General features: G+C 45.9%; 15 protein-coding genes and 1 pseudogene. 6 read left to right on the top strand and 10 right to left on the bottom strand.

Annotation, left to right across the window (positions count from 1 at the left end):
* Positions 1–21 precede the first annotated feature (21 nt).
* The gene (locus RIB93_RS04410; protein WP_446370651.1) at positions 22–1,938 is read left to right on the top strand and encodes an ATP-binding protein; all 1,917 of its coding nucleotides are present in this window, start codon (positions 22–24) and stop codon (positions 1,936–1,938) included.
* 103 nt (positions 1,939–2,041) lie between these two features.
* On the opposite strand, the gene RIB93_RS04405 is transcribed toward RIB93_RS04410, so the two are convergent.
* The 3 genes from RIB93_RS04405 to RIB93_RS04395 form a co-directional block, all read right to left on the bottom strand.
* Positions 2,042–3,172 carry a hybrid sensor histidine kinase/response regulator gene (locus RIB93_RS04405; RefSeq protein ID WP_446370649.1) on the bottom strand — a complete coding sequence of 377 codons (1,131 nt, stop codon included), beginning with the start codon at positions 3,170–3,172 and terminating at the stop codon, positions 2,042–2,044.
* A gap of 286 nt (positions 3,173–3,458) precedes the next feature.
* Positions 3,459–6,014, bottom strand: a complete 2,556-nt coding sequence (locus RIB93_RS04400) for a PAS domain S-box protein (protein WP_446370647.1) — start codon at positions 6,012–6,014, stop codon at positions 3,459–3,461.
* A 168-nt stretch (positions 6,015–6,182) separates the two neighbouring features.
* On the bottom strand, positions 6,183–6,356 hold the full coding sequence (locus tag RIB93_RS04395) for a hypothetical protein (protein ID WP_446370645.1): 174 nt from the start codon (positions 6,354–6,356) through the stop codon (positions 6,183–6,185).
* A 57-nt stretch (positions 6,357–6,413) separates the two neighbouring features.
* On the opposite strand from RIB93_RS04395, the pseudogene RIB93_RS04390 reads away from it, so the two are divergent.
* Positions 6,414–6,779 (top strand): annotated as a pseudogene (locus RIB93_RS04390) (helix-turn-helix domain-containing protein); the annotation flags it as partial.
* Between the two features lie 378 nt (positions 6,780–7,157).
* Here the strand turns inward: RIB93_RS04390 and RIB93_RS04385 are convergent.
* Positions 7,158–7,385, bottom strand: coding sequence for a hypothetical protein (locus RIB93_RS04385; RefSeq protein ID WP_446370643.1), 228 nt, complete (start codon positions 7,383–7,385; stop codon positions 7,158–7,160).
* A gap of 117 nt (positions 7,386–7,502) precedes the next feature.
* Between RIB93_RS04385 and RIB93_RS04380 the strand changes: the two genes are divergently transcribed.
* On the top strand, positions 7,503–9,182 hold the full coding sequence (locus RIB93_RS04380; protein WP_446370641.1) for an ABC1 kinase family protein: 1,680 nt from the start codon (positions 7,503–7,505) through the stop codon (positions 9,180–9,182).
* Between the two features lie 340 nt (positions 9,183–9,522).
* On the opposite strand, the gene cphA is transcribed toward RIB93_RS04380, so the two are convergent.
* A complete protein-coding gene (gene cphA / locus RIB93_RS04375; protein WP_446370639.1) occupies positions 9,523–12,204 on the bottom strand; it encodes a cyanophycin synthetase in 2,682 nt (893 codons plus the stop codon).
* A gap of 473 nt (positions 12,205–12,677) precedes the next feature.
* Positions 12,678–13,529: a cyanophycinase gene (locus RIB93_RS04370; RefSeq protein WP_446370688.1), complete on the bottom strand. Its 852-nt coding sequence runs from the start codon at positions 13,527–13,529 to the stop codon at positions 12,678–12,680.
* A 364-nt stretch (positions 13,530–13,893) separates the two neighbouring features.
* Here RIB93_RS04370 and trmD point away from each other — a divergent pair, with 364 nt between their 5' ends.
* Together trmD and RIB93_RS04360 are read left to right on the top strand one after the other, a co-directional pair.
* Complete coding sequence (gene trmD / locus RIB93_RS04365) at positions 13,894–14,631, top strand: tRNA (guanosine(37)-N1)-methyltransferase TrmD (protein ID WP_446370637.1); 738 nt, start codon at positions 13,894–13,896, stop codon at positions 14,629–14,631.
* Positions 14,632–14,753: 122 nt separating this feature from the next.
* A complete protein-coding gene (locus RIB93_RS04360; RefSeq protein WP_446370635.1) occupies positions 14,754–14,891 on the top strand; it encodes a hypothetical protein in 138 nt (45 codons plus the stop codon).
* 14 nt (positions 14,892–14,905) lie between these two features.
* On the opposite strand, the gene RIB93_RS04355 is transcribed toward RIB93_RS04360, so the two are convergent.
* Positions 14,906–15,454, bottom strand: coding sequence for a 2'-5' RNA ligase family protein (locus tag RIB93_RS04355; protein ID WP_446370633.1), 549 nt, complete (start codon positions 15,452–15,454; stop codon positions 14,906–14,908).
* A gap of 82 nt (positions 15,455–15,536) precedes the next feature.
* The gene (locus RIB93_RS04350; RefSeq protein WP_446370631.1) at positions 15,537–15,743 is read right to left on the bottom strand and encodes a hypothetical protein; all 207 of its coding nucleotides are present in this window, start codon (positions 15,741–15,743) and stop codon (positions 15,537–15,539) included.
* A gap of 379 nt (positions 15,744–16,122) precedes the next feature.
* Here RIB93_RS04350 and RIB93_RS04345 point away from each other — a divergent pair, with 379 nt between their 5' ends.
* The gene (locus tag RIB93_RS04345) at positions 16,123–17,448 is read left to right on the top strand and encodes a hypothetical protein (RefSeq protein ID WP_446370629.1); all 1,326 of its coding nucleotides are present in this window, start codon (positions 16,123–16,125) and stop codon (positions 17,446–17,448) included.
* A 13-nt stretch (positions 17,449–17,461) separates the two neighbouring features.
* On the opposite strand, the gene RIB93_RS04340 is transcribed toward RIB93_RS04345, so the two are convergent.
* Complete coding sequence (locus RIB93_RS04340; RefSeq protein WP_446370627.1) at positions 17,462–18,019, bottom strand: 3'-5' exoribonuclease domain-containing protein; 558 nt, start codon at positions 18,017–18,019, stop codon at positions 17,462–17,464.
* A 37-nt stretch (positions 18,020–18,056) separates the two neighbouring features.
* Complete coding sequence (gene lepB, locus RIB93_RS04335) at positions 18,057–18,704, bottom strand: signal peptidase I (protein ID WP_446370625.1); 648 nt, start codon at positions 18,702–18,704, stop codon at positions 18,057–18,059.
* Positions 18,705–18,851 lie beyond the last annotated feature (147 nt).

The raw sequence follows: 18,851 nt of genomic DNA, 5'->3' as shown, positions 1-18,851 counted from the left end.
GGAGCATAGAGGTATTCACTCATGCATTACCCGCCTTCATCCAGTCCACTGGGACAACAGATTATTTCAAGGATCATTGCTAGTCCCAATCCACAGACGTTATTGGCGAGTATTGCCCAGGTATTAGGTGAGGCATTTCAGGTTGATTGTTGCTTAATTGCAGCGTTTTCCCCAGAAACCGCAACCCCCCAATTGGGATTATGGTATGCCGAGGGCGGCTCAAAGCTACAACCTCAACCGCAAAACCTAGGGCAATACCTCTGGTTGACTGGGGTGGAAGAACCTTTGGCAATTCGGGATATTCAGGAGTCTGATCTGGAGTTAGCCGATCAACGGTGTTGGGATTGGCTCCCTGTTAGGGCAGTGTTGAGGCTTCATACCTGGTGTCAATCCAGGATCAATGGGATGATCGTGTTAGGGCGATCGCAGCCTTATGATTGGACAATACAGGAGAAACAACGGTTAAGTGAGGTGGCTGAATCTGTAGCCGTTGCCATCGCTCACGTTCAGCTTACCCAGCAAGTCGATCAGTCTAAACGATACCAGACGCTACTTTCCCCACTCAGTCAGTTTATCCAGAGCGATCGCAATCTCGATGAGACAATGGCAAAAGTGGTTGCTAGTACCACTCAAGCACTTCAGGCAGATCGGGGTTGGCTACTGCTGTTTAATGATAATCATGCTCTCGATCAACCGCATCAAGATGGCAAGCATCAGCCACCAATTGAGGTTAAGGTTGTTGCTGAATGGTGTACCCCTAAGCTTGATCAATCAGTTCAGCTAAACTCCCAACGATTACTCAATCAATCCTTCCGGTTATCCGAGTCTTACTTATGCCAAACAGCTTGGAAACAAACACCTGAACCGATTGCGATCGCGGATTGGGCAAATACTCCAATCGGAACTCAAGAAATCTCCCTATTTGAGGAGGCGATTAGCCATGGGGTGTTAATGGTTCCCCTGTTTCACACCTTTAGCAATGGTTCTCAACACCTGAAACGGGTGGGATTTTTGGTTGTCCAACAGGATCAGCCGCGTTTATGGCAAGGGGATGACATTGAATGGATCAGATGGGTGGCGACGCAACTGAGTGAGTTGATTCACCAGCATCAAAGCCAAACGCCAGAACCTTCCCACCTTAACCATCACTCGGTTCAGCCGTCTCCCTGTTTAACCGTTCCCGCCCAGTTACATCAAAGCATCCGTCAACAGGTGGATCAGCTTCAGGAATTAAATCAGCTTAAAGAAGAATTCATTAGTACCATGAATCATGAGCTGAGAACACCGTTAACGGCGATGAGTTTAGCAATTCGTATGTTGCGCCAACCCAAACTCCCCGCCAAGCGTCGGCAAAAGTATTTGGAAATTTTAGAGCAACAGTGTAATCAAGAAATCGACCTGATCAACGATTTACTCAGTTTACAGCAACTCGAATCCAATCCCGCGTATATCCAGAAGCGATCTATTGACGTAATCCTGCTAATCCAGACATTAGCCCAGGATTTTCAGGAGAAATGGGCGTCGAAGTCATTGACATTCAACCTAGATTGCCCCTTAAACTCGCTGATGATTCATACTGATCCAGAGAGTTTAAACCGTATCCTGTTGGAATTGTTAACCAATGCTGGCAAATATTCCTATCCTGATACATCGGTTTCGCTTAAAGTTGAGTACCATGTTCATGCTGCGGTCAATCGGTTGGTGTTAACCTTAACCAATATCGGTGACGGTATATTACCAACCGATATTAACTATATTTTCGAGAAATTTCGGCGCGGTCAAGGAATCACTAAGCAGGCTGTTCCCGGAACAGGATTAGGATTAGCGTTAGTGAGGTGTTTGGTCAATCATCTCAATGGCACAATTGAGGTGGCGAGTCAGCGCTTAGACAATTCACAGCAGGCGATGATTTCATTTACCTTAACTCTACCCGATTAATATAGCAGTACTAAGACAGGACGTGGACATTCTTTACTATTCCCTGTTCTCTCTTGGACTAAGTGATATCCTTTCCGTACCCCGTAGCACTATACCTACTGAATTAGGCAAATTCGGCTTGTTTTTCTAAGGGAGCTATCTCGTTGTTTAGTACGGGTAAGGTGACGGTAAAAGTAGTCCCAGCGCCAACTTTGGAGTCTACGTCAATGCTTCCTTGATGCAAATCAACACATTGTTTCACAATTGATAGTCCTAACCCGGTTCCTTTGATCTGACCGACATTTTGGGCGCGGTGAAAGGCGGTAAAGAGGTTTTGTAAGTCTTCGGGGGGAATGCCAATCCCAGAGTCTTGAATGCAAAAACTAACGGTTTTCTGAGCAGAGGTGATCTCAAATCTCACTTCACCGCTATTAGGAGAGTATTTGATCGCATTGCTGAGTAAATTGGTCAGGATATGTCTGAGTAAGTTCATATCCTGATAAGCGTTCGATTCGCCCAGGAATGTAAACCTGATCGTCGGTTGATCATCTCCCGCTTCAAATGACTCCACTATCTCTTGACAAAAGGTCTCTAAATCAACCCAACTGGGATGAAGGGTGAACATACCAGATTCAGCTTTGTTGAGAAATAGCAGATCTTCTAATAAGCACAACATCTGGTCGGCTGCGAGTTGGATTTTTTGGATGTGCTTTTGTTTTTTTGCGTCGCTTAACCGTTCACTATATCGCTCTATGATGTCTGAAGAGGTTTTGATGGCGGTTAAGGAATTTCGACCCTCATGAGACACCATGGACACCATTTGTGATTTGCTTTGCTGGTTTTCTTCCGCTTCTATTTTCGCTTGGTTAAGGGTTTTTAACAGGTTATGTTTACGTAGGGCAATTTTAATTACAGCGCTGAGTTCATCGGGTTCAATAGGTTTGATAATGTAGCCAAAGGGATCAGTTTGAGTGGCTTTATTCACGGTATCCTGATCGCCGTAAGCGGTGAGGTAAATCACGGGAATGTCTAAGCGATCGCGGATTTGTTTGGCGGCTTCAATTCCACTGAGTTCTCCCTCTAACACAATATCCATTAAGACTAAATCAGGCTGCACTTCAGATACGATTTGAATTGCCTCTTCACCTGAATCAGCAATTCCGGCGACTTGATACCCTAAGTTCTCAATTGTTAAGGAAATTGTGCGAGCTAATATGATTTCATCTTCAACGATAAGGATTTGAGGGATTTTCATAATGAAATGTATTATTTTTTACAGAACTTTGGCGAGTTGATTAAATCGATACACTTACCGTGGCTTTATGTATGATTACGGATTTTTTGTTTAACATCTATCTATAGTATGATTTATGCTGACTGATTAGAGAAACCGTGAAATTACGGAAAACATCAGTTAATATGCAATCTCAATTGCCATCTCCCCTAAGCTGTCATGCATTTACAGCGCTTTTCAAGTCAGCGAGGTACGACAGACAGATCCCCGACTTCTTGAAGAAGTCGGGGATCTTACGTAGGAGCAATTACTTATTCTCTGGCGGTACAACCAAGCGATTTTTAACTTTACGTTCCCGAAACCTAATCTGAAACCGTGTCCCCTGGCTGCAATCAAGTTCGACGGTACCTTTGAGTTGTCGCGTCAGATCACAAACAAGCTGCATTCCCAAAGAATCTGTGCGGCGAAAGTCTAACGCTTCGGGAAAGCCGATTCCATTATCCCAAACACTGAGGATATAGTGATGTGGCTCTAGGGTATGTAGTGCAATACCCACTTCTCCAGACTTGTCGTCGGGAAAGGCATATTTTAGAGAATTGGTGATCAGTTCATTGAGAATTAAGCCACAAGGTACAGCCGTGTCTATATTTAAAGCAATCGGCTCAATATCAAAATGAATCGCGATAGACTGACGGCGACGCCTGTAAGTGCTGACAATCGTGTTGATTAATCTTTCGATATAGTCCTTTAATGGAATCTCAGATAAATCAGTCGCATCGTAGAGAATTTCGTGGATCATTGCCATGGATTTAACCCGATTTTGGCTGTCTTTGAGAATCGTTAAAAGCCGTTGATCAGTTACCTGTAAAGACTGCAAGGTGAACAGACTTGCCACAATCATCAAGTTATTTTTCACGCGATGGTGAATTTCTTTGAGGAGGATTTCTTTTTCGCGCAATGATGCCTGAAGTTGCGCTTCTGCTTGCTTGCGATCGCTAATATCTTCAATGTGGGCAATATATTGAAGTGGCTGTTCATTTAAATCGCGGATTAATCCCAGGCAAATAATGCTGGAAATGAGGTAACCTTCTCGATGTTTTAACGGCTGTTCCCATTGAATTGAGTCGTTATCTCCTTGCTGCAACTGCTGATAGTATAACTGATAGGATGCGGAATGATTTTCATCAAGGATATCCTGCCAAGATAATTCCCCAAACTCCTCTGCCGAATACCCTAATATTTTGTAAAAGGCGTAATTCGTGGAAATAAACTGACCTGATAAATCTGTCGTAATAATTCCAATAGGCGCTTGCTCTAAAGTTAAGCGCATCAGTTTTTCCCGTTGCTGCAGTTTCGCTTGAGTTTGACGGAGTAAACGTTCAACCCCTTTGAGTTGGGTAATATCACGAGCGACGCCAAGGACACCTGTAACGGTTCCGGCTTCATTCTTCAAGGGAAAAAGCGCCGTATCCAGCCACAGTAAACAGGAGGGATGCAACAGACGGTCTTCAATTCGTGAGGGTAAGCCTGTTCTTAATACCTTTTGCAAGCTGAACTCTAGCCGCTCAAATTTGTTGAGGATAAAAAATTGATCAAAGGGTTTATTGATCAAAGCTTGAGGGACAAACCCTAACAGATTAGCGCCAAACTCATTAATGTAAGTCAAAGTCAGGTTGGCATTGATACTGAAAATTATATCTTGGCAGGATTTGGCTAAGGTTCGATACTGTTTTTTACTGTGGCGTAGAGCCTGTTCTAGTTGTTTTTGGGACGTGATATCCCGAATTAACCAGTGAAAACCTATTACACTACCGTGATCATCTTCTAGAGTTCTCCGCCTGACAGCGGCGGTAAATTTAATGCCGTTTTCCCACGGCTGTTTTAAGGTTAATTTTTGGGTTTTATGTGGAGTATTTGGGGTGTCTTGATTTAAAAATTGACTATATTTATCCCGCTCTCCTGGAGCAACGAATAAATTTAAGGACTTGCCGAGAAAAAAGCTTTTATCCAAGTCCAACAAGGTAGTGATCGATTGATTTATTTCTTGGATAAAACCTTGCTTGTCTGTCACTAGACAACCATCAGGAGCAAAATCAAATAAATCTTGATAGCGTTTTTGTTGGCGTTCAGCTACAATTTGAGCATGAATAAGTTCCTGGTTTTGCCATCGCAGTTCTTCTTCAGTCACCCTGAGGTCTGCCAGAATTTGTTCTAATTCTTGATTAAGAATATTCTGTTTAGCTGTGCGGTCTGCCACTTTCCGTTCTAGATCTTGATTCAACTGGTCTAGAGCAAATTCAGCTTGCTTGCGTTGGGTGATATCTAGGAGACAGCCTAAAATTTTGAGGGGAGTGCCGTCCTCATCCCGGATCAGTTTTAAACGGTCATTTAACCAGCGATAGTCACCATTTTTATGCCGAAAACGATAGTCCAGACTATGATATTCTTGGGCAAATAGGTGAGAAATCTCGGTAAGCACTTGGGGTAGATCATCGGGATGGATGTGATTGAAAAAAGCATCAGAATTTTGATAAAAATAGTCCGGTGTATAGCCCAATAAATCCTGAATATTTTGAGTGATATAGGTGATCAGGTAGTCCCCTTCGGGCTGGCAGGTATAGAGGATGCTTTGACTCTGATTCAGTAGTTTGTTGATTTCGCTTGGGTCAGACGGTATATCACGATTATGCTGTTTGTGAATGAATCGATGCAAGCAAAGGCTGCTGATTAGAATAAAGAGTAACCCTTTTAACGTTTGCAGCTCAGTTAAGACGACGGGACTCTCAATCAAGTGAGCCAACAAATAATCAGATAAACTAATCCATAGGATTGCTACTACGGCATAAATTTTAATAAATCTCATTGGCTTTTCTAGAGTGAGTTCTCAACCGTTAGCTTTTATTGTGTCCACCTACTTATGCGAGCTTGGGTTTTGGCTTGACTGACTTGCTTGTCAACCTCTGGCTGGGGTATTTGTCCAGAGGGGTTGGTTTCAGAGGGTGTGAAGCTGTAACTTAATTCCTGATTGGATCTATTCATTCTTAGGCTTTTTGAGTAGTTGTTTTCGAGCCATGCGCTCAATTACATCGCTTAGGCTGTTAGCTCCTAGTTCCAACTGTTTTTGCTCTAGCCACTGGAGCGCGGTTTCAGTCAATGTCATGGTAAACCGTCGCTTTGATTCCCCATAAATTTTCTTCCGTGGCATCCTGACACCTGCTTTTTACTCATGTATAATATGATAATAACCTGAGAGGTTAGTCAAATGCTTTTGGGATTCAAGACAGAATTAAGACTGAACAACAAGCAGCGAACCGCATTGGCTAAACATTGTGGCGTTTCTCGCCATGCGTGGAATTGGGGTCTAGGTTTAACCAAGCAAATACTTGACCACAATCGGGACAATCCAGAGGATAAAATCAAGTTTCCCACTGGGATTGACCTGCACTCATTGCTAGTAGCGCAGGTTAAACCCATCTGCCCTTGGTACTATGAGGTGAGTAAATGCGCTCCCCAGTATGCGCTAAGGCAGTTAGCCCAAGCCTGGAAAGATGCATTTAAGAAAAATAAAAAACCGCCTCGGTTTAAGCGTAAAGGGAAGCATGACAGTTTCACCCTAGACGGGCTGATTGGTTGAGGACACAGATCGCCTCATGTTTGCGTCTAGAGGTATTGTATAGCAAAAGAGATGCTGGGACAGCGTTATAGCACTACGCAGACACGTTAGGACATAAAAGAAAAATTCAAAATCGCTCAATCCCTTGTCAGGGAAGCTTTTTTCTTCAAAGAAAGCCTATGAAACACCGAGCGAAGCCGAGGTGTTGCCTATTGCCTATTCCCGCTTCGCGTAGCGCTATACATAAAAATGGGCAGAAAGTTTCTAATTTCTTTCTGCCACAGTTAGCCCAATTGACTACAGCTTATGAGGTTTGCTCCTTCGCTTCGCTAGTCGGACATGGTTTTGAGTTGTTGAGAGTCGCTCATAAAATTAGAGCCTGCAACACAATGCTTATTTGGCTGATGAGGAGTCGCTGCCCTTATTGCACAGAAGGTAAGTCAGCGCACCGCCAACCAAACCTCCTGCAAGAAAAGGAAACGCTCCAGTTAAAGCTATTCCGCCTACTGCGATGCTGCCGCCAATTCCCGCTAATCCTGAAGTTATTCCGCTAACGGAAATTGTCGCACAAGCACCAGCACCAACAGTGGCTCCTGTTGCCAAAGCATCTTCTGTCTTCATGGATTGCTCCTTGCTAGACTTATCCTGATCATGTCCCACTCAAGATAAAATTGGGTTTATGAAAATCTTGAATTCTGTAAAGATTGTGGGAAAATATGATGAAACGCGAAAGGCAGAATGCTGACTAAGGCTAAGCCCAAGCCACCCCGTTGGCAACGACGAAATTATTCTCCCCTCGCCCGCCAGATTGACATTTTTCGGTCGGCGGCTAAGTTTGTGTTCTATTTGTGGTGGGATAAAACCATTGCTAATGATACGCCTAATCACCGAAACCGCCGCGCCCAGTGGCTGGTGGGGGCGTTGCTGGATTTAGGTCCAACGTTTATTAAGATTGGGCAAGCCCTCTCGACTCGTGCTGATTTACTGCCCTTAGAGTACATCGAGGCATTAGGGCATTTACAGGATCGGGTTCCGGCATTTAGTGGGACGGAAGCGATCGCGGTGATTGAAGTCGAACTGGGTCAATCTATTCATGCATTATATCGGGAGTTTGACCCCTTTCCTCTGGCAGCAGCGAGCTTGGGGCAAGTTCACAAAGCACGGCTGCACACCGGAGAAGATGTGGTGGTGAAGGTGCAGCGTCCAGGGATTGAACGATTATTTAATTTAGATTTTAAAATTATACACGAATTGGTGCGATTTGCTAATCGGTATTTGCCTTGGGTAAGGAAGTATAAACTTGAAGCAATTTATCGCGAATTTTTTGATTTACTCTATCAAGAAGTAGACTATATCCAAGAAGGAAAAAATGCTGATCGGTTTCGGGAAAATTTTACTAATTATCCAGGAATTCTGGTGCCGACGGTTTATTGGCGTTACACGACGAAGAAGGTACTCACGTTAGAATATTTACCCGGAATCAAGATTGACGATCGCCAAACCCTGGAAGCCTGTGAAATCAACACCAATGAGGTGATTCAACGGGGAATTTCTTGTTATCTGAAACAGTTATTAGAAGACGGCTTTTTTCAGACAGATCCGCATCCGGGAAATATGGCAGTTGATCAGGATGGCAGTATTATTTTCTATGACTTTGGCACAATGGCGGAGGTTAAATCCATTGCCAGAGACCAAATGATTAAGACCTTTTTTGCCGTTTTGCGGAAAGATACTGATGAGGTAGTGAATACCTTAACCTATATGGGGTTACTGGAACGGCAACCGGATATGACCCCAGTTAAACGCTTAGTCGGGTTTATTTTAGAACGGTTTCGGGAAAAGCCCATCGATGTGCGGGAATTTGAGGCATTGGGGAATGAGTTGTATGTAATGTTTGAGCAGCAACCGTTTCGTTTGCCTGCACAAATGACGTTTATTTTAAAATCGTTAACCACGTTGGATGGGATTGCGCGGGCTTTAAATCCAGAGTATAACTTATTAGCCGCCAGTCAACCCTTTGTCAAAAATTTAACCGTTTCCAAAGGGCGGGGAGATGTGGTAAAAGAACTGGCAAAACAAGCCAGGGATTTTATTAAATATCAGTTAAATAAGCCGAGTTCCACAGAAGTATTAATTCGCCGCCTAGAAGCCCGAATCGAGCAAGGAGAACTGCAAGTCAGGGTGCGTTCCCTGGAGAGCGATCGCGCCTTAAAACGGATTCATTTGGCGATTAAGAGTTTGATTTATGCCTGTTTGACTGGGTTTGCATTATTGGCGGGAACGGTATTATTATTAGTGCCGCATACGGGGTGGGCAATTGCCGCATTTATGTTGTCGGGATTTTGGTTTGTCATTTTGTTGTATTCGTTAGTTCAGTTGGCGGTAAAGGAAAAATTAGAGAAAATGACCCGTCGTTAGATAGTGCATGATTCAGCTTTTAGTTAACAAGTTAAAGTAACATAATATTTAAACTGAAGTTTCCCCCATCCCGATTGACGATAGAAGCCAAAACTCCCACTAAGGCACCCAGATGTGACTAAACCCGCCCCGATTTTCTCTCCTAAGAGCCTGTTGAGTTTCGCTTACGCTCTACCCAACCGACAAAAACTACGATCGCGATCGCATCGACATTCTATATTGCCCAACCGACTTAAAATAAGCTGGTGGGTTTCGACTTCGCTCAACCCACCCTACAGTAGATCAAGGGTTTTGGCGCTGCCCAAATGCTTATCTGCGTCCCATTAGACTCAAATTTCCATCACCCAGGATTCGCCACCGATGGCTTTAAATCCACTTGAGCATCACCCATGGGTTGATAGCCATTATCTGGCAGAGGACGCCGTTCCTCAATCAAGGCAATTGTACTACTCACCTTTTCCGGGAAAATCACCACCAAACCACCGGACGCTACTCGGTCTAAAGCCGTGTTAATCGCCTCGGTTTCATTGAGAATAATGTCATACTCCCGATCCGGATTCGTCTCCAGAATTCCCTTACAAATCAACTCCGCTGCCTCGCCACTGGGACGTCCCCGTAAATCCGCATCTTCTTTAATAATGATCCGGTCAAAAATGTCCGCAGAGAGTCGTCCCAGGTTAATGAAATCCTCATCTCGGCGATCGCCTGGTCCACCAACGACGCCAACCCGTTCCCCAGACCAATTGCGGACAAAGCCGCCCACAGCTTCATAACTAGCAGCATTGTGGGCATAATCCACTAAAGCATGATACTCACCCAGGTTAAATAAATTCATCCGTCCCGGTGTCTGCGCCACAGACGCCCGGAATGTGGTCAACGCATGACGAATTGCCTCAATCGGAACCCCTTGAGCAAAGGCGGCGAGACTGGCGGCTAAGGCATTAGCAATTTGGAAGGGTGCCATTCCTCTCATGGTCACTGGGACATGTTCCGCCTTCTCAATCCGCAGCGTCCATTCGCCTCGGATTAAAGACAAGTAGCCATTTTCATACACAGCCGCTAAACCTCCCTGTCGGGTGTGCGCTTTCACCACCTCATTGTCGGGATTCATGGAGAAAAATGCCACATGACCTTTGATCCTCTGTGCCATGGCTGTCACCAAGGGATCTTCAGCATTGAGAACGGCATAACCCGCAGGACTCACGGATTCAGCCACTACACTCTTAAGATGCGCCATCTGGTCAAGGGTATCAATGTCACCAATGCCCAAGTGATCCGCCGAGACATTTAAGACAACACCCACATCACAGGTATCAAAGGCTAACCCCGATCGCAGAATCCCACCTCGTGCGGTTTCCAATACCGCCACCTCAACCGTGGGATCTTTGAGAATCACTTGAGCGCTTTGGGGTCCAGTCGTGTCTCCTTGTTCCACCAGATGATCGCCAATGTAGATCCCATCCGTGGTGGTATAGCCCACCCCATGACCCGTTTGCTTATAGATATGGGCAAGCAAGCGAGTGGTAGTGGTTTTCCCATTCGTCCCTGTCACCGCCAGGATGGGAATCCGACTGGCTTGTCCCGGTGGAAACAGCATATCCATCACCGGGGCGGCGACATTGCGCGGTAAACCTTCCGAGGGACACACATGCATCCGGAATCCAGGTGCCGCATTTACTTCCACTACCACACCGTCAATGTCCCGTAGGGGTTGGCTAATATCAGGCGTGACAATATCAATGCCGGCAATATCCAGACCAATAATTTTCGCCACCCGTTCCGCTAACCAAACGTTTTCCGGGTGGATATCGTCCGTGCGGTCTATAGCAATACCCCCCGTACTCAGATTAGCCGTTGCCCGTAAATAACAAACCTCATCTTTTCGGAGGACGGTATCCAAGCGATAACCCTGACGTTCTAAGACACTTAGACTCGTATGATCAACGATAATTTTGGTCAGGACGTTATCATGACCCTCTCCTCGATTGGGATCGCGGTTCGTCCGTTCAATCAGTTCCTCAACCGTGGACTTACCATCCCCAATCACACGCGCCGGAATCCGCTGGGCGACGGCTTCAACTTTGCCATTAATCACCAAGACGCGGTGGTCAAAACCGGGATAATAGCGCTCGACAATCACCGCACGGGAAATATCTTTAGCGCGATCATACGCTTTTTCGGCTTCGTCCCAGTTGCGAATGTCAATCGTAATCCCCCGCCCATGATTACCATCCAGGGGTTTAACCACAATCGGATACCCCCCCACATACTCGATCGCGCTGTCTAATTCGTCCAAATAAAGCACCGTTGTGCCTCGTGGAACCGGAACCCCCGCATCAAACAAAATCTGCTTCGTCCCTTCTTTATCACAGGCTAATTCCACCCCTAAAATTCCGGAGTAATCACTCAAGGTGGCTTGAATTCGCTTCTGATGCAACCCGTAGCCAAGCTGAATCATGGCTCTGGCACTTAGGGTAAGCCAGGGAATGCCTCGGGCGTCGGCTTCTTTGACCAAGGCTTCTGTACTCGGTCCTAACGCCGCATCGCGAGCCAGTTCGCTCAGGTCTTTTAAGTCTTGAGCTAACTCCCGTTGGGGATAGGCTCTGGTATCGATAATACTTTGGCACAAGCGCACAGCCGCCCTAGCCGCATAGCGACCCGCCTGCTCGTCAAGGTACTCGAAAACCACTTGATAAATTCCGGCTGTCCCAGTTTCCCGAGTCCGACCAAACCCAACGCGCATTCCTGCCAGTTCCTGAAGTTCCAGCGCCACATGTTCGATAATATGCCCCATCATCGTGCCTTCTTTGACCCGACTTAAGAACCCACCCCGAACACCCGGAGAACAGAAATGATCCTCTAGACTGGGTAGCGTCTCTACCAGTCCTTCGTAGAATCCCGGCAGTACATTGGAGGGTTTATCGATGAGTTCCTCCAAATCAAGACGCATGACAATAAGTTTATGGCGTCGAATGCTCCAGTAGTTGGGACCGCGTAACGTCTGGATTTTTAGAATTCTCATAGTTAGTGATGAAATCGGGGATGGTTCACAATGTCGGCTTTTTAAGCACAAACTAGGGATTGTGCAAAATCTATTTTAGGAATTTCTTTAACATTACGTGACATCCTCCTACCCTGGATCTCCAGATTAGAGCGTAGACTTCTCAAGTATCGCGACTTACATTGTCTCAACATTTTTGCCAGTTCTCAAAAGTCCTCCACGTAATCGGGGGAGTAGTCTACTCTTGCCCTGATTGGATTCACCCGTTTTGAGTGGATGGGAAATCTTATCTAGTTTCCGACTGTTCAAAGCTATCAAACTGTTCATTCTGAACATTTTGCCGGAAGGATTTTTGAGTTTTGACCCAACGCGCTTGCTCAAGGGAACCTGGTTTTGAGTTTAGCTGCTAAAATCTCCCTCAGCTCCCCCCGGCTTCCAGACGTAGCATGCTACGTCTCTACATTGCTCCCCCGGCTCAAAAATGCCGTCCTGCATTAGGCGTTGACTGGCATTAATGCTCGTTTATAGACATGATAGCGATCGCCATGACATAAAACATGCACTCGCAGGTTATGTAGACCAATGGGATCGGTGCTGCCAATATCCACTTGATTGGTGTGAGACAGTTCTCCGGGATCAATAATCGTCACCGTACCTTTGCCCATAACCTGTAACCAACCATCTCGCTCAAAGATGATACAAGTATCTTCATCGATGCCGATCCCCAAGCGATCTGGGTGCATGGCGATCGCACTAATTAAGCGGGCGATGCGATTCCGATTCAGAAAATGCTGATCGACGATCACTTCCGGAATAATCCCCAACCCTGTTGCCATATCGACTAAAGAGCGATTCGGGGATTCACCACTCCCGCCGCCAGCAATCATGTGATGTCCCATCACCGCCGCACCTGCACTGGTTCCGGCTAAGGTAATTTCCCCTAAATGTACCCGTTGACAGACTTTTTCCATTAGCGGGGTATCCGAGAGTAAACCACACAAGCGCAGTTGATCCCCACCGGTCATGAATACACCCGTACAGGCTTCCACATACTCTTGTAAATCAGAATCCGACCCTTGAGCGCGATCGCGCACATCCAGGACTTTAATCTCCTTTGCTCCCATATCCTCAAAAATCCGCTGATAGCGATCGCCAATAATCGCGGGTTCTCGCGACGCCGATGGAATAATCGCAATTCGCGCCTCACCTGCACCCGACCGACGAAAAAAGGTTTGCAGGATCTCCCGTCCATGAACTTTATCTTCCGCACCACCAATAACAATGATTGCGGTTTTTGTCGATTGAGGCATTGTCGTCGCTTGGAATTGAGAGTCTAACTGCAGCATACTGTCGATGTCGAGTTCGGGCATAAGGTGAGTTCAATACTTTAGTGTCGCGCTAGGGCTAGAACTGTCACTTTATTACGATTTTGACTCTAGCTCAACTACTGGTCTGGGCTGTCCTGGGCAAGCTTCTCCACAACTAAACACCATCCCGCTTGGCTTTGATCAGATGCACTCTGCAGCCGCCTAAATACGGTGAATCGATGGAAATGGTCACTTGTTTAGCTGCCAAAGAAGGCTCACTCACGACACTGAGCCGTTCGGAAAAAGTCGGGCGTTTCCCAGTCATCACGGCAAATTATACCAATAATTACTTATACTATGAGTTAGTGTTGACCCTTTTTGTCTTAACAGCTACCCAATTCTTGTGCGCGTTGATGTTATAACACTGTTTCCTGATTTCTTTACCTCTCCCCTAGCCTCAGGACTGCTGGGTAAGGCATTGACCAAACAAATCGCCCAAGTCCACCTAATCAATCCTCGTGATTTTGCCACGGATAAACACCGACGGGTTGACGATGAACCTTATGGGGGTGGGGTGGGGATGTTAATGAAACCCGAACCAATTTTTGCGGCGGTGGAGTCGTTGCCCATATTACCTCGACGAGAGGTGATTTTAATGACGCCCCAAGGACAACCGATGAACCAGCCTCTGTTGGTGGAGTTGGCGACGGGTTATGACCAGATTGTGATTATCTGTGGACATTATGAAGGTGTCGATGAACGAGTCTTACATTTAGTGACGCGAGAGGTATCCTTAGGGGATTTTGTCTTAACCTGCGGTGAAATTCCCGCACTCGCCCTAATTAATGGGGTGGTGAGATTACGTCCTGGAACAGTGGGGAAAGTGGAATCCCTCAAATCAGAGAGTTTTGAAGCCGGATTATTAGACTATCCCCAGTGGACACGCCCTGCTGAATTTCGCGGTTTGCACGTCCCAGATGTTTTATTATCGGGCAATCATCAGGCGATTGACCAGTGGCGCAAAGACCAACAGATTCAGAGAACCCGGAAACGTCGCCCTGATTTATACAACAAATGGGTTAAGCAGGCTGAAAATCCGCCGAGTCCGAGTAATGAAAGGGATAGAGACACAAGCCTGTAGGGGCGGGTTTTACTTCTCAACATTTCCCCCTCATCCCCTAACCCCAACTCCGGTCCGTGGGGAGAAGGGGGATCGGATGCTCTTGCTCCCCTCTCCCGTGCAAAAAAAGCGAAGCATCCTTAATGGGATTTCAGCAACTTGGCTTAACCGATGTAACTTGTTCCCAGGAGAGTTTTGAGCGGTTGGTTAAAGGCGGCGCGATCGCGCTATTTTGGCAATATGACAAGAGATCGCACGTCGGTGCGCCCCTACAGTTCTAAATACCACATTGTCTCTACCCAGTTAAAAAAGGAAACTCTACATTCACATTCCATCGCCGACCATCGTGAAGTAACAAGGTGAGATGAGATGCCATGAACTTAAAGTCTAACGGTTGGTTCTCAAATTCAGTCCATGCCTTGCGGAAATTCTGTCGCTTCAAATCACGAAAAGCAATGGTGACATGAGGAGAAAAGGAGCGATTTTTAGAACGCTCATCAACGATACCTAGGGATTCTTCTAGATATGCCATTAAATCCTGTTGAATCGCGAGCAGTTCTGGAGTCTTCAGAACGTTGACGTAAATAACACGAGGTTTAAACGCCCCAAACCCTTGAAGGGTTATGGAAACGGGTTTTCTGGTTTTAGCAAAACTTTTCAGGGATTCTTCAAGAATAGGTACAGCATCGACTTCCCATTTAAAAGGGGATTGCAGTGTAATATGGGGTGGAGATTTGAGGGCAGCTTTACTCTCATAAACATCAGCACAATGTTGCTTGATCTCCATAATCGAGTCTTGAATAGTTTGAGGAGGAAGTAGGGCGATAAAAAAGAGTTTTTTCATATTAAGCCATAAAAATAGGGTTTCGTCGAGACGGTTTTCGAGATTAAGTCGGTTAGCAAAAATAAACTCAACATTCCACCAGTTATGTAAATAGGGGCTGCTGAATAAGTGCTGTGGTGAGGGGGAGCTGGGGGAGCTGGGGAAGCTGGGGAAGATGAGGAAGATGAGGAAGATGGGGAAGATGGGGAAGATGAGGAAGATGGGGAAGCTGGGGAAGCTGGGGAAGCTGGGGAAGCTGGGGAAGCTGGGGAAGCTGGGGAAGATGGGAGACAAAATTTCTATAGCCCATTGCCCTATTCCCTATTCCCTATTCCCTAACAAATGACAAATGACACTTTGTCAAGATTATAGCTCAGTCAAAAATACTCGAAATCAAATCTAGGTCAAGGTTTTGGCAACTAAGCTTGCCAAAGGTGTGAGACATCTGGTTGAAACTATGACAAAATAATATAATCTTATTTTTGAGTTAGGCTATTCTAGCAAAATGCTCTAAGGTAGAGCGGACAGAAGGCAGAAAAATTCTGAATGAGATGTGAACATTTCCGCCGTTCAAGAAAGTTCTAACCTTTAGGGCAAAAGCTATAGTAAATTGACTCAAAACAATGAATATTTGATGTTTATTAACCCATCAAATCCTTGATCAATTATTTATCTTGAGGAGATCAGACATGACGACACAACCAGATCAAACAGCAGAGGCACGTAACCGCGTGATTGAATCTGCCCGTCGATTAGGGGTTGAACTCAAGGAACAAGAATTGGAACGATGGATGAAGTCCATCACCGAAGCCACAGGAGACAGCGATATTACCGTTGATCAAGATACGGGGGTTTTTGGTCATAAGGTCAGTATGTTAGATTTTGACCCCAAAGATCTAGAGCGTTTTCGCACCATCGGCAGAATAGTAGAATTTGACGATGTTCCTGGTGTTGTCGAAACAGCCTTGGCGCTCTCTGGTTCAGCGGCTCAATCTAAGGTTCAAACTCACCCAGGGGACTGTGACTATTTTGAGCGGGTGAATATTATTGCCCCAACCCAGGCTGAAGCCTGCCAGATTCTCTCCCGAATTATGCGTGAGAAAGCGATCAACAGCCGCTCAGGTGATAATTTTCAATTAGTTGAACTGAAATTTGGTAGCTATCCCCAAGATGTGATCCGCGATGAACATTCCTATCACAAAGGCTCACCTATCTCCTGGTCTCCGGATGAGGTTGTCGCTGGGCAAATTGAAGTGACCGACTTGCAAGGAAATCCAATGACCATCACTTGGGATTCGGTTGCCGATGATCCCGGTTGGTGTAAGCTGGACTGGGTGATTGCTGATCCGGTGCGCCGCCAATTGGCTAACGCCAGCAATATGTTGGATGTCACCTGGGAAGCTCCCGATGGTACAATCACGCCCTTAGACGGCTATCTAGATGGTTATTTCCAAGAGATTTACCTCGATGCTGAATCGGCTCCCATCTTTTCTAAACTGGTGAAACAGGTTTCGACTGATGTCATGGATGATTATGTGACGCAGTTGGAAAAAGAAGTTAAAAAATATTTTAAGCCGGATAATCCCAACTATGGCAAAGCGGCTAAACGGCTGTACAACATCTTCCGGCTGAATGGACAATATGAGGAAGCTGCCTTCCTACGGGAACTGTTTGATGAACCCGCCGCCTTACTGTATCAAGTTCACGCCTTAGTGCGAACGGTGAAAGACGCCATCGACCAAGGTGCGGTGTTTGATATTGATCACATTCTCGATCAAACGGATGAACTGATTCTGTCCGTGATCAAGGTTTTGGAAGGGGAAGAAGAATTAGAAATTACTCGTCATCTCCTGCGTTTATCCCGCTGCATTAGTCGTCAGCAAGAAGGGGTTCCACTGAGTCCCCAAGTCGAGGCAGCACGAGCAGAGGTGATGCAAATTGTCAATAATTTCTTCTACGAAAAGATGATGGCATTACCGACAATTAAATCTTACATTGACGGTCTCCACGCTTAATTTGAACGGCTGCCTATCGTTGTAAGTTGTTTTGCAGAAGATTGCAAAATAATTTTCCCTGTTGTATTGCATCATCGAGAGCAACGTGGGTCAGGGGCATTTCCTCCAACCACTCAGGGGGGAGATTTTTCTTCCCTGACTCACGATAGTTTTGTTTAAGGAATGCCATGGCATAGGAACGGATGTCGAGTGCCGAATGGTTAAAGGGACTATTGCCGACAAACTTAATCAAATACCAGTAGACAAACATAAAGTCAAAGGCAGCCGGATAGCCAACAAAGATGGGTTCACCGGGTAATGCTTTTAGCCAAGCGTGATAGTTCTGCATCACCTGTTCGGGGGGCTGTGGGTTAACTCGGCTGGCTTCCCAGGCGGTGGGTTGTTGTGACCACCATTTCATGGTTTTGGGGTGACCCTTTGCCCCTGGCAAAGTTTCTAGGTTGGTTGTAAAGGTTGCAATTAATTGTTTGTCTGCTTTAAAAGCAGCCGAGGCAATGCTCAACATTGAGTGAGGTCCAGGAATGGGACCATCCGATTCAATATCTGTACTGACGTAGATTTCGATTGTCATCTATTTTCTAACTCATTTCCAACTGGAGTTACAGACATCAAACTAAACCGAATCGGCTGGGGGGCCAGAAGCGGAAACAAGCGTGACCAATAATATTAGGTTGAGGCAAGAATCCCCAAACGTGAGAGTCGTTGCTGTTGTTGCGATTATCTCCCATGACAAATAACTGACCTTCCGGAACTCGCACGGGTGCCATTTGATAGTTGGGGGGTTCAGCAATGTAAACTTCGTCTAGCGGTTCCCCATTAATATAGACTTTGCCATCTTGAATTTGGACGATTTGACCCGGTGTGGCAATGATCCGTTTAATAAAGGCTTGGTCTTTGGTAAACCCCTGCATTTGCAGTTGAGGCGGTGGATCAAAGACAATGATGTCTCCGCTGACTGGGGGTTTGAAGTGGTAAGAGATTTTTTCTACGACCACGCGATCGCCAATGCTCAATGTCGGTATCATCGAGTTTGAGGGAATGTAGCGCGGTTCGGCGATAAAGACTCGAATCAACAGCGCTAGGGCGAGTGCGATCGCAATAATTTGTAGATTTTCTCGGACTTGTTGCCAGAACTTCGCTCTCGGTGATATAGATGGGCTCGATTGTTCTGCTACCGTTGACTGATTCGGTTTGTCCACAGGTATTGAAGTCCCTCCCTTGGCAGACTGATCCGTTACCGTTTTGTTCAAAGTCATATACGTTTGCCTTGAAAATCGCTGGCAGTCACTTTTCTTGCTTCCGCCACAAAACGTTTGCCTTTCAGTCAAGATAACATGCTCTCTCGCTCTTTGAGCGATAGGGATACTGATTCGGCTTGTGTTCACTAGGCGATCGCGTTCCTC

Origin of the sequence: Coleofasciculus sp. D1-CHI-01 (assembly GCF_040218875.1) — a bacterium.
Classification (GTDB): Bacteria; Cyanobacteriota; Cyanobacteriia; order Cyanobacteriales; family Coleofasciculaceae; genus Coleofasciculus.
The sequence above is the reverse complement of the archived record's forward strand: the minus strand, read 5'-3'. Positions and strand labels throughout refer to the sequence as shown.

Bases quoted from the DNA above. Each gene is read 5' to 3' on its own strand.
- RIB93_RS04410 (WP_446370651.1), top strand. From the start codon at position 22: ATGCATTACCCGCCTTCATCCAGTCCACTGGGACAACAGATTATTTCA.
- RIB93_RS04405 (WP_446370649.1), bottom strand. From the start codon at position 3,172: ATGAAAATCCCTCAAATCCTTATCGTTGAAGATGAAATCATATTAGCT.
- RIB93_RS04400 (WP_446370647.1), bottom strand. From the start codon at position 6,014: ATGAGATTTATTAAAATTTATGCCGTAGTAGCAATCCTATGGATTAGT.
- RIB93_RS04395 (WP_446370645.1), bottom strand. From the start codon at position 6,356: ATGCCACGGAAGAAAATTTATGGGGAATCAAAGCGACGGTTTACCATG.
- RIB93_RS04385 (WP_446370643.1), bottom strand. From the start codon at position 7,385: ATGAAGACAGAAGATGCTTTGGCAACAGGAGCCACTGTTGGTGCTGGT.
- RIB93_RS04380 (WP_446370641.1), top strand. From the start codon at position 7,503: ATGCTGACTAAGGCTAAGCCCAAGCCACCCCGTTGGCAACGACGAAAT.
- cphA (WP_446370639.1), bottom strand. From the start codon at position 12,204: ATGAGAATTCTAAAAATCCAGACGTTACGCGGTCCCAACTACTGGAGC.
- RIB93_RS04370 (WP_446370688.1), bottom strand. From the start codon at position 13,529: ATGCTGCAGTTAGACTCTCAATTCCAAGCGACGACAATGCCTCAATCG.
- RIB93_RS04360 (WP_446370635.1), top strand. From the start codon at position 14,754: ATGGGATTTCAGCAACTTGGCTTAACCGATGTAACTTGTTCCCAGGAG.
- RIB93_RS04355 (WP_446370633.1), bottom strand. From the start codon at position 15,454: ATGAAAAAACTCTTTTTTATCGCCCTACTTCCTCCTCAAACTATTCAA.
- RIB93_RS04350 (WP_446370631.1), bottom strand. From the start codon at position 15,743: ATGGGCTATAGAAATTTTGTCTCCCATCTTCCCCAGCTTCCCCAGCTT.
- RIB93_RS04345 (WP_446370629.1), top strand. From the start codon at position 16,123: ATGACGACACAACCAGATCAAACAGCAGAGGCACGTAACCGCGTGATT.
- RIB93_RS04340 (WP_446370627.1), bottom strand. From the start codon at position 18,019: ATGACAATCGAAATCTACGTCAGTACAGATATTGAATCGGATGGTCCC.
- lepB (WP_446370625.1), bottom strand. From the start codon at position 18,704: ATGACTTTGAACAAAACGGTAACGGATCAGTCTGCCAAGGGAGGGACT.